Here is a 15,704-nt window from a genome sequence, read left to right as displayed (position 1 = left end):
ATGAGACAGTTATTCAAACTATCTAGCTTAGACTATTCTTTTATTTGGCTTAACTGCCTTGGATAAATGACAATCAGTCGCTCACCTTCGAAGTACAATCCTGTTCTGAGGTTTGGCGTGTCAGGGTAGGTAAGGGGCGGCTGACACCGACCATAGCGGTCATAAAAGTCGCGCTTAGTGAACCATTCAATATAATGCGCGGCTCGCAATGAAGTGGTGTCAATCGTCGCAAGAGCGGCTTTATCTCTCTTATCACACCATTCATGTATCGGAAAGCTGGGTGTTAGCCAATGAGGCCAATCATAATCACCAAGGTTGGTTGTGTTAATCGGTAAAAAGAATCGCCCTTTGATTACACCATAGCGTTTGTCTATTTTGACCTGCCCGTGATCTTCCGTATCTACCCAGACGGCTCGAAACTGCTTGGTTTGCATGTGCGTCATCTTACGCTGTAGATTATCATTGGAGTTAATCCCTACCCAGTTCACAGGCTCAAAAGGTGCTGATCCCATAAAAAATTTAATGGCTAGTTCCCAATGCTCCACCAGCCTCTCTTCATGATTATACAAAATCAAATCAAGCTCACCGACAGTCTGCTTACCATTGTACAGCTGTACATTATTAGCTAGTGTCTCGTACGGATGCAGATTACGCGCAAACCCATCCTCTAACCAAAACGATAGTAGTCCCTCAAAGTGAAACCCCAATCGATTGGGACTAGGGCGTTTGAGTAAATAGCGAGTCAGCTCTTGATAGGTGGCAGTGGTGTCTAGCTCTGTTAATCGTTGCTCATACGCTTCAAACTGTGTCTGCCAAAATTGTGCACTATGCACAGCAACGGTATGTGTGCTCTGATGCGGTGCAAAGTCTAGCCACGTGGTCAAGACATTGGGACATGCCAGTACATAAGCCAAATCGCGCACGTAAGGCCGGCGGAAACGCTCCCAAGGTACATCATCTATGAGGCGATTATGTGTGGGTTTATTGATAGGCTCGGACATAGGATAAACCATCATTGTGGTGAGGCATTTACCCTAACGGCTCGCTCTATAAAAGTCTATAGGATACGAGTATCGGCGATGGCAGTGCTAAGCTTTTTGGCTTCAAAACATGATATTAATGTGATGGATATGAATACTGATATCAGTAAAATTTAGCACAAAAAAAAGCCAACCATTGAAAACAATGATTGGCTTTTCTCTTTACTGCTATGTTTGGTCGGAACGGCAGGAAGTAAAGTAAAGGCTGTATGCCTTTTAATATATAGGTTTTATTATTTTTAATATCAACGATACCAACAATAATACCAACAATCGTTTTTAATAATGCCCTTTTTTGGCTGTTTGCTGCTTCACTCAATATTATTTTGTAATTATTTTTACTGTTTACCGTTTCAACATTTCTCAACATGATAGGGCGGTGTCATTGTTCAGGACTTTGCAAGCGGTGACCGCAGCCATCTGCATATTTTTACGACCGCGAAATTAAAAGTTTAGGGGGTTGCTTTTTGTTTGCATGGGGTTGAATTAATCACTGCACGCGCTCGGTAATGGCACTTAAATGCGTGCGTTTTTAATGCGTTTTATTGCATCTGTACTATTTAGCCCGTTGGGAATTATTCCAATTTTTTGCTTCCTAAAAAATATTTGCTTCCACTCTTAGCCGTTTGCTGTCCTGACTTGGCGATGAATAGGAATAATAGAAAATTCGCTGTTTTGCTTCCTATTTTCCTTGCTTCCTCGCTTTTTGCTTCCATTTTGGGGCATCTGCTCATTAGGTTTTGAATATCAGGTTTTATTAGGTTTTGTGCAGCCCATAAAAAAGGCAAACGCATAACGTTCACCTCTCAGAATAACAATCATTAAACATTAAGCCTCTAAAAAAGGTTCGGCTTTAGGAGTCAGAGTGACTTGCAAGCCCATACCATCAATAATTTTTAGCATGGTGTCAAAGCGGGGCTTTTCGGACTGTAGGGTTTTATAAAGACTTTCACGTCTTATGCCTGTCTTTTCTGCCAGCTCATTCATGCCCTTTGCGCGTGCAACATCGTTTAATGCTTGGATAAAGTCACTAGGTGTGCCATCGCTCAATGCTTCATTCAAGTAAGCATTAATAAGGGTTTCATCTGTTAGGTACTCTGCTACGTCAAAACGGCTGATCTTAATATCGGTCATTGGGGGTGCTCCTTTTCTTGTTCCTTAACCTGCTGCCATAGGGTGCAAGCCTTATCAATGTCGCTTGCTTGGCTGTCTTTACTGCCTCCTATCAATAATAGATAGAGGGTATCGCCTTGCTTGGCATAATAGACACGGTAACCATTGCCTTTGAATATTCGCATCTCATAGATACCGTTTGTATTGGCTAATGGCTTATGGTCACCAAAATTGCCGCCTTGCGCTCGCTTGATACGTGCCAGTATGCCTACTTTGCCTAACGGGTCTTTGAGCTTGTGCAACCAGCGTCTAAATTGTTCGGTTTGGTTAATATCAATCATAGGGGTAAATTATAAGAATACTTATAATTAATTGTAAACTTTTGGATAATAGATAACAAGTTACGATTGTATGTGGCATATATAGAAGTGTAGGCAAAACAAAAAGGCAGACGTTTAACGCCTACCTTTTATTGTTTTGTCTTAATGTGATTGTGCGGACTTAACCCACCACGTTGATGTCATCAATCTGCTGCATCAGCTCATTGGTTAGGCTAAGCGCTGCGATGATATTCATATAGTGCTTGATATCGCTATGATCTAGCGTTCGACCTTGACGATCTTTAAGCCACTTTTGCGCGGGCTGATATCCACCGATATAGAACTCCCATGCGATTAGCGGTACATTGGTAAAATACTGAGTATCGTTAAGCCAAACTTTACCAATGCTGCTATCTACTTCGTCAGGCTCAAAGCCAACGCTGTTTTTGGTCATTTTACGAGTAACGGCATTATCACCTCCTACGGGATAACCTATACCAAGCGCTTTAGTTTGTGCGGCAATCTTTGGTGACTCTAATAAGTGAATTTGACGTAGCTCTCCACCTAGCGTCACCAACTGCCAAAAAGCATCGGCATCGCTGGGATAGGGCACGCGTGGGAAGTCGATTTTTAAGAACTCTTTATAAGTCTCACGATATGTCGGGCTGTGCAATACGGCATAGATATAATCAAGAATATCTATCGGCGCAAACGTGCCAGCCGTATCTTCCTTTTCATTGGTAAAGGTTAATCCAATCGCTTTGGCAATGTCTGTCACGATTTCGGTGTCAAGGTTTGGTGTTCGGGCTGGCTTGTCTTCATCTTTTGATTCTAATAGATTGGTTTGGGTGTCTTGTTCAGGGTATAGGTAAAGTGGGAAGATATATCCAGTTTCCTTTGTTTGTAGAGAAACAGTACATCTCTCAATAATAGCTTTAGATAAAAATATATGTTGAAAGTCAAATGTGCTTTGCTGGCGGCAAGTGATAAGCGAAATATTATCTTCGTTTAAGTGTTTAATAGTGTTCCAGCTTGGTCTTCTCTGTAGCGAGGTATCATAATATGTTGCTCTCATGTCAAAAGGACGATACAGAATATTCTTAAAATATTCTTCTGAAAACTCACTTACGACTAGATTATCTAATAACTTAAAACTGCTAGTATTCTTTATCTTATATTCGTTTAGAACACTAGGTTCATGTTTATTATCCAAAACTCTTTTTATTTTGTCCCCTAGCTTCTCATTATTCCAGTCTATAAATAGTGCGTCTCTACCAGTTTCTATACCAGTATTACTAGCCTGAAAAATTTCGTTTAGTGAAAAATAAGCATCGTATTTCACCTTATTACTATAATCAATTCTAATAAACTCAAAATTTGGTAAGCTAGGCTTTAATTCATCCCAAAATACTTTGTTTAAATTGTGCTGTTCTAAAAATTCATACTTAGACTTCCTTGTACCAAACAAGCTATGTACAAAAACCTTGCCTAATTCACTTGCTTTTTTCTTGTTCGTTTTTATAAAGATATTAATGGAAACACCTGCCATAATATCAAAAACGTTTTCATCTTTACCACCGTCTGGCGCAGTTTCCTGTTTACGAGAATTGCCATGTAAATCAAGAATGTAAACCTTATCAAAACTCTCTAGCAAACTTTTACGCATCTGCCGATGAATAACACCATCAACAAAGCTGTTGTTAGTAATAAACGCTAAAATACCCTCACCGTTTTTTTCAATATAGTGCTGACCATATCTAATGAATTTAATATAGTCATCTGATAGTGGCTGAATATTACGCTCATTCAAATCTTTTTTATAATCTGCTATTAAGTCTTGAATCCAATCCCCTTTATTCGTGCTACTCACCGCATAAGGTGGATTACCGATTACTACCATCACTGGTGCATCACGCTTAATGGCGTTAGCCTCGTTTGCCTCAGCAGACAGCCAGCCAGCAAATAGCGTTCCTGTATCGGGGTTATGTTCTTCTAGTGAGTTAGTCAGATAGACTTGCATACGTTTAGGTTTGATCGGCTCATAGCCTGTATCAGCAAGTAGCATATCAAGCTTTAAGTGCGCCATTGCATAGCTTGCCATCAATAGCTCAAAACCGTGCAAGCGTGGCAATAGGTCTTGCTCAACGTAGCTGCTCCAAATGCCGCCCATATTTTCAAACTGACTGTGAAATATATGCTGAATAATGGCGGCAAGGAATGTCCCTGTACCAGTCGCTGGATCAAGAATTTGCACCTTATGTACCAACTCTTTAACCATCTTATAGCCCGTCTTAGTACGACTATCAGGGGTTTGTGTCTGTTTTTCTATTTCTATCTTACTGGTATCTGCTATACCGTCTGCTAAATCGAATTCAGACTTCAAAATATCATCTACAGCGCGGACAATAAACTTAACCACTGGCTCAGGGGTGTACCATACACCGCGCTGCTTACGAAGTTTAGGGTTGTACTCTGCAAGGAAAGTCTCGTAGAAGTGAATGATAGGGTCTTGTGTTTGAGTAGTCTTACCGAAGTTTTTGAGGATAGCTGCTACATCGGTGGCGCGAAATACATCAGCAAGGTTATCTACCGTAGTCTTGATACGTGGGTCAATATCAATACCAGCCACATGAGAGAACAGCTTTCTTAAAAATGGATTGGTTTTAGGGATAAGCTCAGCTGCCTCTTGACGACTAAAAGTATCTAGGGTGTCATCATGCAAACGTGCGGCAAACATACCATAGGCGAGTGTTTGCGCGTAAATATCAGCAAAGTCTGCTGGGGTTAAGTCATGTATAAGTACGCCCTTAAAAGTTTCAAACTGGGCACGTAGGTCTGAATTATCGTCTGAATGTTCATCGCTGATTAGTGCCTGATAAAGCGTATGTTCAAGTAATCGCGCTTTACCCGCCATCAAGACTGCAAGACGTTGAGCAGATTTAATCGTTTGTCCGACATACACGCAGAAATCACGCAATAGCTCAGCTAAGCGCTTAAACTCACTGTCGTGTGTCTTCACCGTGCCAGCGATCAACTCACCGACACAGACCTGATGAACGCGCTCGCCATTGACATAAAACTCAAAGCGTAGATAGTCCGTAATAATCAGGTTGTCTAAGGCTGCTTTATATCTATCAAACTGTTCTTTATAAAGTTTAGAGCTTAAATCCTTGCCTACGTCTTTAGCTTCGATAAAGCCAATCGGAATCTCTTTTTTACTTATTAAAAAATCAGGGTTACCGCAGTCCGTTACTTGGCTTGGTTCATTGGTGACCATCACATCAGACACTAGGTTGTTTATCAAATCCTCTAAATCTTTACGGAAAGTATGTTCTGAGCTATGACCTAACTTAACTCTTGAGGCTACTTTATTGACGTAATCGCTAACGTATTGATGATTGCTATCTGACATAGATATCCCTAAGTGGTATTGATGAATAAATGGGCTGGATTATAAAATTTAAAATAAGGTATGAAAGTTGTGAGGGTTCGCCTATAGGGCGCGGGTGCTATATCAATATAACGTCACTGTTTGGCATCTTAGCGATAATGCTTACCTCACCACCTAACGCTCTAACATAGTTTTGCAAAGTCGATAGCTGAATGTCTTTACCGCTTTCTACCTTTGATATGCTGGCTTGTGACACACCCATAATGACGGCAAGCTCAGTCTGCTTTAGCTGTTTGCTTTTGCGTATTTTGGCAAGCTCAATAGACTGGCTTAATATCTTAGATTTATTATTGATCGCTTGTTGTCTATCGGCTGGCAAGTCTGCTACATAGTCATTTAGTGCGCTAAAATGTGTCATAGATTAAACCTCGGTTTTTATATTCCCTCATAATACAACAATACAGTTATATTTTGTCGGGTTTTGAGCTATTGGCTTTAGCCTACTACTATAAAAATGAAAGTATCAGCCATAAAAAAAGGCAGACGCTAACGCCTACCTTATATTATTTTTGCCTGCATCTACTTTTTTGCTTGGGACACTTGGGACAACGGGACAGCGCCCGTACTTACTGGCTTTCAGCTGTCCCAGCCCTTTTTTAGCCTTTGGGACACTTGGGACAGATTAACAGATTGCGCTATTTTGTCCCAGCTGTCCCAATGGTGTTTTAACGCTTGGGACAGGCTCTAACCCTTGCTGTGTATGGGTTGTCCCAGCTGTCCCAGTGCTTTTTGTAGTTTCACAACTTAATATCTCACCTTTGACCGCATAAACACGCTGGCGGTTCTTTTTGAATGGTAAAGGCACTTTGCACGTTTTACGATTACTCTCAGTCACATTTAAAAATCCTGCTTCATCTAACACTTGTAAGACTTTGCTTTTGTTAAATGGTGAACAGACTTCATCAAAGGTACTGGTAGAGAAATAATATTCCCCTGTGTCGTAGTTATGATAGCCAGCACGGTTTGTTATCTTAGTTTCAAAGTCTTGGTACGTGTGAATATGGCAAGGCTGAAAACGGCTTGATCCGTGCTGTTCAATAAATGCCTTAATATGCTCTATGATTTGGCGCTGCTCATGCTCACCATCACGCCCGTAGTTATCGAGCCAGTTATCTAAGCAAATCATTACAGCTGTAGTTGCTTGTCCTACTTGCCAGCCCGTTATACCTGCCTGTGTTGCCAGTTCTCCAGCTGCGCTCACGATAGCGAACCGTTTAGCAACTCTATGCGCCTGTGCTGTCAGGTCGCTGTACTGACTCATGAAGTCATCTACAAGCTGCTTAGCGGTGGCGGTGGTCGCTGCCTTGTCACTGGTGATATGTTCTAGCCATGCAATGCCAGCTGATCCATAGTAAGCGTGTGATAGCTCTTTAATCCTATCGGCTTGTGCTTCGCTTGTTTCTGCCAGTACCAAACTATCAAAGGTTTTTAACCCTTTGCCAGCATCAGCATCAATATGCGCTACTCGAACCTCGATACCTACATTGGTTTTTTGTCCTGCTTGCGCCATGAAGTTTTGTAGCGACTCCTCACCATTAGACAAAAAGATAATGCGCCATGTTTTGGCTATACGATTGTGTCCCGTGGTGGTACTACGTCCTTTACCTTGACCATTAGCCAGCATATAAACGGTTTTGCCTACTATTTTGGGATCACATTCGCTGATCTCATCAAGTGGTAAAAAACTGTCGTTGTGCTCGCTTGCTGTGCCTTCTAGAGCGTTATCAGTGCTGCGCCATGTCTTAACGTACCTGTCAGGATTGCCCCATACACTAGCAGCCACCTTGAGCGATAATGACTTACCCATGCTTGATGATCCTAAAAGGTGAAAACCGCCCCCGTCATACTCTAATAGCTCCAGTAATTGACCTGCGAACGCGCAAGCAATAGAGAACACAAAACGGCTTTGCTCTGCTAGTGGCTTGCATAAGTTATCGCGCCACTGTGCTAGCTCTCCTTGCTGGGTTAGGGTGCTGTTGATACTGTTTGCAGACTGATAGACAATAAGCTGCTTACCATCGCTGCCTATGGCTCTGTCAGGTAATATATATTGCTTATCGTGCCAGCCTAACTTATCCACGCATAACGCCCGTTTGTGAATAGGGTATTTTTGAATATAGGTGTCTAAGTAGCTGCGCTGTTTGGGGTTGGTGGTAATGTTTAGTCCTTGACTGGCAAGCTCCTTGCGGTATTCCCTTGCATCACCTTGCAGTAGCGATAACGGCATTGACCACGTATGCAATACGCTGTCATCATCGCGCCATTGCAGTAACCGCCCCCATGTAGTGCTGCCTGTGTCCCGTGTCTTAGCGATAACTTCTATAGGTGAACAAACAAACGCCTTAGACTTAAAGGTAATGTTTGCTGGGTCATCATCGTTATACTTTACGAAAAACAATCCATCGTGATATAGCTCAAAACGCCCATCACTATAGATCATCGGTTCATTCAGCTGGGGATCATCGCGCCATTCAGGATAATAGGCAGTATCTTGTAAGTTGATTAGCTGGGTGTCATCAGCTGCTAGTATCGCTTTGTAGCTGTCATGCTGCAGCATAGTGACGATATGAGCCACAGTAACCAATGCTTGAGCCTTTACACCTGCTAATAGGTTTATTAAGCCCTTGTCATCAAGCGTCATAGGTACGGTAACAAGTGAACCGCTGCTCCAGTGCTGCACCATCTTTTTAAGGCATTGCTTTGTTTTGTGAGGGCTGACAATGATTGTTTTATCACTGCTCATCAGGTAGCTGTAAACATCAATACCGCTATCAAGGTCATTAAAAGCTATGACCTCATGGGCTTTGTTTGGCTCACCAATGACGATAGCGCCATAACCTGTAGGATCAATGACAATGGGCTTTGCTTTGCTGTTTGGTGTGTAGAATACCGCGCCTACAATATCGCCTTGTTTATCGGTCAATGCTAAGCCTATAGTGTTGGCTGTTGGTTCGGTTTTGCCAATTTGTTCACCATAATATATAGTAGTATTACCTGTAACGAATAGCAGCCGTTCAGGTTCTAGCATGTCATTAAGTTTGATTAAAAACGGATCGTTTGCCAGCTGTTCCTCTGTAGCTGGCTTGCAATCTTGTAAGAGAGTATGAGCGCCCATGTTGTCCGCATGGGCTTTTTCTTGGCTGTTTGTTGGTGTGGTGGTCATCTGTTCCCCCTTGCCTGCGTGTGGTTCGGCTTGCGCTCGGCTCTATATTTCTTGTAGTAGCTTTTGCGCTTGGCGTGCTTACGGCTCTGCTTTGGTGGGTAGGTTTTCATTCTGCACCTACCTTGCTATGGCCATTCATCACTAGGGATTCGTTGAGGGTGTCTAATTGCGTGTGCAGTATCTCTGCCCATGTGCAAGTAGCATCATGTGCTAAACGCGCTAATGCTTCGGCTGTATGAGCCTGTATCTTGTCATAGTGAATAAGTGCCAGTAACTGACCAACATCATGTAGAGCGCCAGCTGCACCGCTAATATCACAAGCAAGGTTTGATAAATCATGTGACGATATGATAATGACATCGGTATCGTTAGGACTAGTTAAGTCGATAACTTTACGCTGGTTAATTTGGGCAATAGACAAGCCGTCATCTAAGCCCTCAGGGGCTTGATTAGCTAGTGTTGTAGTGTTTGAAGTCGTGCTGATTGATTTACCCATGATGGATAACTCCTTGTAGTTTTTGAGTGTATGCCACGCTATACGGTAAAAGTATAGGGTGACGGGTCTTACTCTCGGTTCTACAAGAAACCGCCCCGCATATTCGCCTTACGGCTGTTTTATTTTGCAGCGTCAACCCGTCATAGTCGGTCGGTGAGGTGTTCACCTTAGATATGATGGTTTGCCCCCTTGTGGCGCATGTGTGCGCTTGTGAGGCTGTGCTAGATTGTATAGTAACAGCTTGAGAGGCTGCGCTATTATCAGGCACAAAAAAAGCCAAAATGCCACGGCTGGCTTGTCCGCTTGTAGATTTTGAGAGGCCTATATAGTAACCGCTGCTATCATCGGTTGCAATCTGTTTTGGTTGTACTTGCTGGCAAGCTACCAGTGAGAGTAGCAAGCCAATACCTGCCACCCATGCCATAAAGATAGTAAATCTTAGCAGTAAGCCACGTTTACCCGTCTGTTTGCGATTGTGCGCCCCGTGTTGGGCTTTTAGATTGGGTTTGGTATGGTTATCACTCATGATCTGTTACCTCCAGCTCAGGCAGTAAGATAAGCCCGTCCATCTGTTCGCTTAAAATGGTTGCCAGCTCACTATTAGCGAGTAGGGCAGACCTTACAGCGACTATTACGCCCTTACTGGTATCATCATCGGTACTGATCGCACTAAGCGCCATTGCTAGGCTCTCAGCATCGTTTGATAGGTCTTGTATGCGGTCATTAATGACAGACAGATAATAGCTATCTACTGCCACTAGGCGCGGTTCTAATATGTCGTTTGATTGGCTCACTTAGTTCACCTCACTGTTAGATAGTTCGCTTTCAAGCAAAGTCTGCTCATCAAGCCAATAGACAGAAAAACGCTTGTCATTGTGCGTAACTATTTCGCTTTGAATGGTTAGCCCTGCGGTTCTTAGGTCATGTATGCGCTGTGCTAGGCATGTGATTTGATAAAGGCGGTATGCGTCCCATGTGGTGATAGTTGCCCCTGTCATCAGGTGCTCTCTAACAGTGTCAATCTGTGTCTTAGGTGCTGGCTGGTCGGTCACTGGGGCGTTACTGGTGGCTGTGGTCATCATGGCTCTATATCTCGCTAGTGGTTGAGGTGTGAGAGTTAAGCCATTCGTGAACGTCTGCATAGCTCCATGCTGTCATAGTTGGTGATAGCTTTCTGCCAGCTGGGAAACGTCCATCTTTTGACCATTCAAACAAGGTGGTTTTGCTAAAAGGTAGGAACGGCAAAATGTCCTTAGCTCTGCCCATGCCAGTAGTAGGCAGTTGCATAGCTGGACTGTTTGCGCTGGTTGGTTCGGTGTCGTGAGGGGTGTTGTCAGTAAAAGGAATTACTGGGGTGTCTTGGGTTGGGTGTGTCATTGTGTATAGCTCCATGTAGTGTATTGAGCCGTAACGGACGCTACGGCTTACATGGTCTATGTTAGGGGGTAAGCATAGGTGTCAGAAAAGGGTGTCACCTCAATAAAATGGTGTCGGTAAGTGGTGTCACCTCCAAACGATAAAGGTTTGAAGCCAATTTTAAATTAGGGTGACACGTTGAGGTGTCATCTTATCAGTATGGGATAATAGGCAAGCAAATTGCTATTTAAAAAAACCACTCCAGTTATAGTTTTTCTGCTCTCTAGGTGTGGTAATAGCTGTAATTCTGTCTATAAACCTTTGGTCTTTAGGCAAATCTTTAAAATGCTTCAAGACTAGAGGAACTTTTGATGAATGAGATAGGTTTTGGTTTAAATCGTTATCTTCTAAATAAATATAGTTCCAGACATAGTGAGCAACTATTAGTTCAGGTGCTATATTCGCTTGACTAGAATCAATGAATGCTAGTTTATTATTTCTAAAGCTCAACTCTTTCTGCATCTTATAGAAGTCAAAACCTAAGTCAACATTTATATTATCAAGAGTCTTTATGCGACTTATAAAAACTTCAGCCAAATCCTTCAATCTCAAAAACATTTCCAAAGCTCTATTGTCCGCTAAGAATTTATAAAATTCATTCTGCCATTCTTCTGCTTCCTTATAGCTTGTAAATTTAATAGACCTCTTGCAAAAGTCATAATTTAAGCTCGGAATTAATGATACCAGCAAACAGCTTCATTCTAAGATCATAGCGCTGACGACGGTTGCGATATTTATGAGCCACGATTTTAAACAACTTGATTATGCCAGTGTAGCGTTTAAAACCAGCGTCACTTTGTTTGAGTAGCTTATCTATGTTTGGCATGGTTCTTAGACAACGATGAATGTTCTTCTTATTTTAATTCCCTCTGCTACTTTTGCAAGAGGTCTATTACTTCCCATTGAGCATAAGTTTGAACCATTTTATTATATAGTTGAACTATAGATTCATTATTCACCTCGTAATTATCAGAGTAACTCCTTGATAAGCTTTCAGTTTTTCCAGTTACGGTATTATATAGAGCTTGTGCCAATTTATATGCGTTATCATCTTTAATTATTAGTTGCGTAGTGTCTTGAGTCATTATTAGTTATCCTACTAATTAATTATGATAACTCATCGTCTCCTAAGAGTTTGCTCTGAGTATTTTTTTAGCTCGAAAGATTATAGTGTTTTCTATAAATACTTTCAATCCATATAAAAACAAAAAAAGCCACCCCCTAAAGAGTAGCCTTTTCATCAATTATTACCTAAGTTCTACTAACTCACTTCTTTCATCGCTTGCTTAAGCATCGGCTTTAAAAACTCACCCGTGTGTGAGCCTTCGACCTCTGCGACCTCTTCTGGCGTACCCTCAGCGATGATCATACCGCCGCCTTTACCGCCTTCAGGGCCAAGATCAATCACCCAATCCGCGGTTTTGATAACATCCAAGTTATGCTCAATGACCACGATGGTGTTACCTTTATCGCGTAGCGCATGCAAGATGTTGAGCAGCTTATCGATATCATGGAAATGCAAACCTGTGGTTGGCTCATCCAAGATATAAAGCGTCTGTCCCGTGTCGCGTTTGGCAAGCTCGCGTGCCAGTTTCACCCGCTGCGCTTCACCGCCAGATAGTGTCGATGCAGACTGACCCAAGCGAATGTAGCTCAGCCCCACATCCATCAACGCTTGCAGGCGACGATAGATCGCTGGAATCGCCGAGAAGAACTCAGTGGCGTCCTCTACCGTCATCTCGAGCACGTCAGCGATGGTTTTGCCTTTATAGTGAATCTCTAAGGTCTCGCGGTTATAACGCTTGCCTTCACAGGTGTCACACGGCACATACATATCCGGTAAAAAATGCATCTCAACTTTGATGAGACCATCGCCTTGGCACATCTCACAGCGTCCGCCTTTGACGTTGAAGCTAAAGCGCCCAGCTTTATAACCACGTGCGCGGGCTTCTGGTGTCTGGGCGAACATCTCACGCACGGGAGTGAAGACGCCAGTATAAGTCGCAGGATTGGAGCGCGGGGTACGACCAATTGGGCTTTGATCGATATCGACCATTTTATCCAAATGCTCAAGACCGCTAATGCTGTCATGCTTATCCGCGATTAGCGTTGAGGCATTGTTTAATTGTGTGGCGGCGATAGGCATAAGCGTACGGTTAATCAGCGTTGATTTACCAGAACCCGATACACCCGTGACACAAGTCATCACCCCAACGGGCAGGCTCAGATCGACGTCTTTTAGGTTGTTGCCTGAGGCGCCTTTGAGCTCGATAGTCATCGGTACCTTTTTTGTTTTGGCTTTCGCTTTACCTTTAACCTCGACCTCTACGGTTTTGGCTTTATGCCGCACTTTTGGTATCTCAATGCGTTTTTCGCCCGACATATATTGTCCGGTGAGCGAGTCTGGCGTTGCCATCACTTCATCCACCGTGCCCTCGGCGATGATATGACCACCGTGTACGCCAGCCCCAATACCGATATCGATGACGTGATCCGCTTGACGAATCGCATCTTCATCGTGCTCAACGACCAGTACGGTATTACCTAAATCACGCAAGCGTGTTAAAGTTTTAAGCAAGCGGTCGTTATCACGCTGATGCAAGCCAATGGACGGCTCATCAAGGACATACATGACGCCCATCAGACCGGCACCAATTTGACTGGCCAAACGAATACGCTGCGCTTCACCGCCGGATAGGGTTTCGGCAGAGCGTGCTAGGGTTAGATAATCGAGGCCAACGCTAACGAGGAAGTTTAAGCGCTCGTTAATCTCTTTAAAGATCTTCTCTGCCACTTCACCTTTATGACCGTCAATCTTTAGAGTCTTATAATAGTCCGCCGCGTCGCCAATAGAGAGCTTGACGATGTCAGCGATGGTTTGTTCATCGACACGCACATTGCGCGAAATCTCGTTCAGACGCGCGCCATCACAGACATTACACGTGGTATCAGCTAAGTATTTAGCCAGCTCATCGCGGACGAGGTTACTTTGCGTTTTGGCATAACGGCGCTCAAGATAGGGTAGTACGCCTTCAAAAGGAACGGTTTTATTGGTTTTACGTCCGCGCTCATCGGTAAAGTTAAAGGTGAGCTTTTCTTTACCTGAGCCGTGCATGATCAGCTCTTGCTGCTTTTTGGGCAGCTCCGTCCACGGTGTATCCATATCGATTTTAAAATGCTTACAAACGGTAGTTAGCAGCCCAAAATAGTACGAGTGGCGCTTATCCCAACCGTTAATCGCGCCTTGATTGAGCGTCTTATCAACATGAGTAATGAGCTTTTCAGCAGCGAAATACTGACGCTTACCGAGTCCATCACAAGTTGGGCAAGCACCGTAGGGGTTGTTAAAACTAAACATGCGCGGCTCAAGCTCAGGTACAGCGCGATCACAAATCGGACAGCTGTGCTTGGCAGACATCACTTGATTATCAGAGCCGCCCTCAGTAGGGTTACCATCCATAAAGTGCAGCGTCACTAGACCTTGTCCCAAACGTAGCGCGGTCTCCAAGCTCTCAGCGACACGGTTGCCCAAGTCATCACGTACTTTAAAGCGATCAACCACCACTTCGATGGTGTGTTTTTTCTTTTTATCGAGTGTCGGTAGCTCGTCAGTATCATAGACATGACCATCGACGCGTACGCGTACAAACCCTTGACCGATCAATTGCTCAAGCAGCACTGTATGCTCTCCTTTACGCTCACGCACTACTGGCGCAAGAATCATAAGCTTGGTCTCATCGGGGAGTGCCATAACCTGATCAACCATCTCGGTCACCGACTGCGCCACCATAGGTTCGCCATGCTCTGGGCAATAAGGCGTACCGATACGCGCGTATAATAGACGCAGGTAATCATAAATCTCAGTGATCGTACCGACCGTTGAGCGTGGATTATGGTTGGTCGATTTTTGCTCAATAGCAATTGCCGGTGACAAGCCTTCGATGCTATCGACTTCCGGCTTTTCCATCTGCGATAAGAACTGGCGCGCATATGCTGACAAACTCTCGACATAGCGACGTTGCCCTTCAGCATATAGCGTATCAAAAGCCAAGGACGATTTACCAGAACCGGATAAACCAGTGATTACCACGAATTTATCTCGTGGAATGTCTAAATCAATGTTTTTTAAATTATGAGTACGTGCGCCGCGTATTGCGATATGGTCATGTGCCATCGTTTATGGGTTTCCTATTTGCTAAAAGAGTATTGGGAAATATCTCAAATGAAAAGGTAAATACAGATCAGTAAAATTATGGGTTAAAAACGCGAATGATTTCTAAATTTATAATGTCGTTATAAATAGCTCTGTTATAAAAAATATGGTTATAAATAGTGCTTTTATAAAGTGTTCATACGTTCGTGAAGTAAGGGCTATACATGCCAATTTACTGTTTGCTTATTTTGCAGTCTTTGATGCGATTGATTTCTGTTCGACTAAGCAAATCTAAATCAAATCCCTGATAAGTAACAGGCATCGTTTGTTATGGTTTTGACCAAAAATGTCATTTTACAGAGGAGTTTGTCGTTTGAACTGTCGTTCGAGCTAATGAATAATAATGTTTATAATGCCTTACTTTATTGTTATGGCGACCGCATTATTCAAGGTGTGATTGCGCATCTGACGCAGTTGGTAACAAAATAATTGCGTAGTATGAATGGCTTGGGTTGATGCGCTATAGGCGGGGGCGTCAGTAAGACAAAAGTC

Annotated in this window: 16 protein-coding genes and 1 pseudogene; all 17 read right to left on the bottom strand. The window is 43.2% G+C overall.

From position 1 onward, the window contains the following. Positions 1–32 precede the first annotated feature (32 nt). On the bottom strand, positions 33–1,001 hold the full coding sequence (locus HL061_RS05790; protein ID WP_186475042.1) for a DUF1853 family protein: 969 nt from the start codon (positions 999–1,001) through the stop codon (positions 33–35). 142 nt (positions 1,002–1,143) lie between these two features. Continuing rightward, complete coding sequence (locus HL061_RS05785) at positions 1,144–1,410, bottom strand: hypothetical protein (RefSeq protein ID WP_252962614.1); 267 nt, start codon at positions 1,408–1,410, stop codon at positions 1,144–1,146. A 205-nt stretch (positions 1,411–1,615) separates the two neighbouring features. Further along, a complete protein-coding gene (locus HL061_RS05780; protein WP_212563838.1) occupies positions 1,616–1,834 on the bottom strand; it encodes a hypothetical protein in 219 nt (72 codons plus the stop codon). Positions 1,835–1,868: 34 nt separating this feature from the next. Beyond that, entirely contained in the window at positions 1,869–2,174 is a 306-nt protein-coding gene (locus HL061_RS05775; RefSeq protein WP_201592207.1) for an addiction module antidote protein, read from the bottom strand. Continuing rightward, entirely contained in the window at positions 2,171–2,494 is a 324-nt protein-coding gene (locus HL061_RS05770) for a type II toxin-antitoxin system RelE/ParE family toxin (RefSeq protein WP_212563837.1), read from the bottom strand. Before HL061_RS05770 ends, HL061_RS05775 begins: the two co-directional genes overlap by 4 nt. A gap of 160 nt (positions 2,495–2,654) precedes the next feature. Beyond that, positions 2,655–5,885, bottom strand: coding sequence for a type ISP restriction/modification enzyme (locus tag HL061_RS05765; RefSeq protein WP_252962613.1), 3,231 nt, complete (start codon positions 5,883–5,885; stop codon positions 2,655–2,657). Positions 5,886–5,982: 97 nt separating this feature from the next. After that, complete coding sequence (locus tag HL061_RS05760) at positions 5,983–6,282, bottom strand: helix-turn-helix domain-containing protein (RefSeq protein WP_071002215.1); 300 nt, start codon at positions 6,280–6,282, stop codon at positions 5,983–5,985. Between the two features lie 264 nt (positions 6,283–6,546). Further along, positions 6,547–9,087, bottom strand: coding sequence for a DUF927 domain-containing protein (locus HL061_RS05755; protein WP_071002214.1), 2,541 nt, complete (start codon positions 9,085–9,087; stop codon positions 6,547–6,549). A 106-nt stretch (positions 9,088–9,193) separates the two neighbouring features. Then, positions 9,194–9,583, bottom strand: a complete 390-nt coding sequence (locus HL061_RS05750; protein WP_071002213.1) for a hypothetical protein — start codon at positions 9,581–9,583, stop codon at positions 9,194–9,196. Next, positions 9,576–10,109 carry a hypothetical protein gene (locus HL061_RS05745; RefSeq protein ID WP_071002212.1) on the bottom strand — a complete coding sequence of 178 codons (534 nt, stop codon included), beginning with the start codon at positions 10,107–10,109 and terminating at the stop codon, positions 9,576–9,578. The genes HL061_RS05750 and HL061_RS05745 overlap by 8 nt, the downstream gene beginning before the upstream one ends. Further along, entirely contained in the window at positions 10,102–10,377 is a 276-nt protein-coding gene (locus tag HL061_RS05740; RefSeq protein WP_071002211.1) for a hypothetical protein, read from the bottom strand. The genes HL061_RS05745 and HL061_RS05740 overlap by 8 nt, the downstream gene beginning before the upstream one ends. Then, complete coding sequence (locus HL061_RS05735; protein WP_197496749.1) at positions 10,378–10,665, bottom strand: helix-turn-helix domain-containing protein; 288 nt, start codon at positions 10,663–10,665, stop codon at positions 10,378–10,380. A 4-nt stretch (positions 10,666–10,669) separates the two neighbouring features. After that, positions 10,670–10,960 carry an AlpA family phage regulatory protein gene (locus tag HL061_RS05730; RefSeq protein WP_227517191.1) on the bottom strand — a complete coding sequence of 97 codons (291 nt, stop codon included), beginning with the start codon at positions 10,958–10,960 and terminating at the stop codon, positions 10,670–10,672. A 222-nt stretch (positions 10,961–11,182) separates the two neighbouring features. Continuing rightward, positions 11,183–11,689: a hypothetical protein gene (locus HL061_RS05725; protein ID WP_071002209.1), complete on the bottom strand. Its 507-nt coding sequence runs from the start codon at positions 11,687–11,689 to the stop codon at positions 11,183–11,185. Further along, positions 11,655–11,762, bottom strand: a pseudogene (locus tag HL061_RS05720) (IS5/IS1182 family transposase); the annotation flags it as partial. The gene HL061_RS05725 and the pseudogene HL061_RS05720, both read right to left, overlap by 35 nt. 109 nt (positions 11,763–11,871) lie before the next feature. Then, positions 11,872–12,084, bottom strand: a complete 213-nt coding sequence (locus HL061_RS05715) for a hypothetical protein (RefSeq protein WP_071002206.1) — start codon at positions 12,082–12,084, stop codon at positions 11,872–11,874. Positions 12,085–12,260: 176 nt separating this feature from the next. Then, on the bottom strand, positions 12,261–15,173 hold the full coding sequence (gene uvrA / locus HL061_RS05710; protein WP_071002205.1) for an excinuclease ABC subunit UvrA: 2,913 nt from the start codon (positions 15,171–15,173) through the stop codon (positions 12,261–12,263). Positions 15,174–15,704 lie beyond the last annotated feature (531 nt).

Source organism: Psychrobacter sp. PSP, from assembly GCF_024085615.1.
GTDB lineage: Bacteria > Pseudomonadota > Gammaproteobacteria > Pseudomonadales > Moraxellaceae > Psychrobacter > Psychrobacter pacificensis.
Note: the sequence above shows the minus strand (reverse complement) of the source record. Positions and strands in the feature narration are given on the sequence as shown.

Bases quoted from the DNA above. Each gene is read 5' to 3' on its own strand.
- HL061_RS05780 (WP_212563838.1), bottom strand. From the start codon at position 1,834: ATGCGTTTGCCTTTTTTATGGGCTGCACAAAACCTAATAAAACCTGAT.
- HL061_RS05715 (WP_071002206.1), bottom strand. From the start codon at position 12,084: ATGACTCAAGACACTACGCAACTAATAATTAAAGATGATAACGCATAT.
- HL061_RS05745 (WP_071002212.1), bottom strand. From the start codon at position 10,109: ATGAGTGATAACCATACCAAACCCAATCTAAAAGCCCAACACGGGGCG.
- HL061_RS05730 (WP_227517191.1), bottom strand. From the start codon at position 10,960: ATGACACACCCAACCCAAGACACCCCAGTAATTCCTTTTACTGACAAC.
- HL061_RS05760 (WP_071002215.1), bottom strand. From the start codon at position 6,282: ATGACACATTTTAGCGCACTAAATGACTATGTAGCAGACTTGCCAGCC.
- HL061_RS05775 (WP_201592207.1), bottom strand. From the start codon at position 2,174: ATGACCGATATTAAGATCAGCCGTTTTGACGTAGCAGAGTACCTAACA.
- HL061_RS05755 (WP_071002214.1), bottom strand. From the start codon at position 9,087: ATGACCACCACACCAACAAACAGCCAAGAAAAAGCCCATGCGGACAAC.
- HL061_RS05750 (WP_071002213.1), bottom strand. From the start codon at position 9,583: ATGGGTAAATCAATCAGCACGACTTCAAACACTACAACACTAGCTAAT.
- HL061_RS05765 (WP_252962613.1), bottom strand. From the start codon at position 5,885: ATGTCAGATAGCAATCATCAATACGTTAGCGATTACGTCAATAAAGTA.
- uvrA (WP_071002205.1), bottom strand. From the start codon at position 15,173: ATGGCACATGACCATATCGCAATACGCGGCGCACGTACTCATAATTTA.
- HL061_RS05790 (WP_186475042.1), bottom strand. From the start codon at position 1,001: ATGTCCGAGCCTATCAATAAACCCACACATAATCGCCTCATAGATGAT.
- HL061_RS05735 (WP_197496749.1), bottom strand. From the start codon at position 10,665: ATGATGACCACAGCCACCAGTAACGCCCCAGTGACCGACCAGCCAGCA.
- HL061_RS05785 (WP_252962614.1), bottom strand. From the start codon at position 1,410: ATGTTGAGAAATGTTGAAACGGTAAACAGTAAAAATAATTACAAAATA.
- HL061_RS05770 (WP_212563837.1), bottom strand. From the start codon at position 2,494: ATGATTGATATTAACCAAACCGAACAATTTAGACGCTGGTTGCACAAG.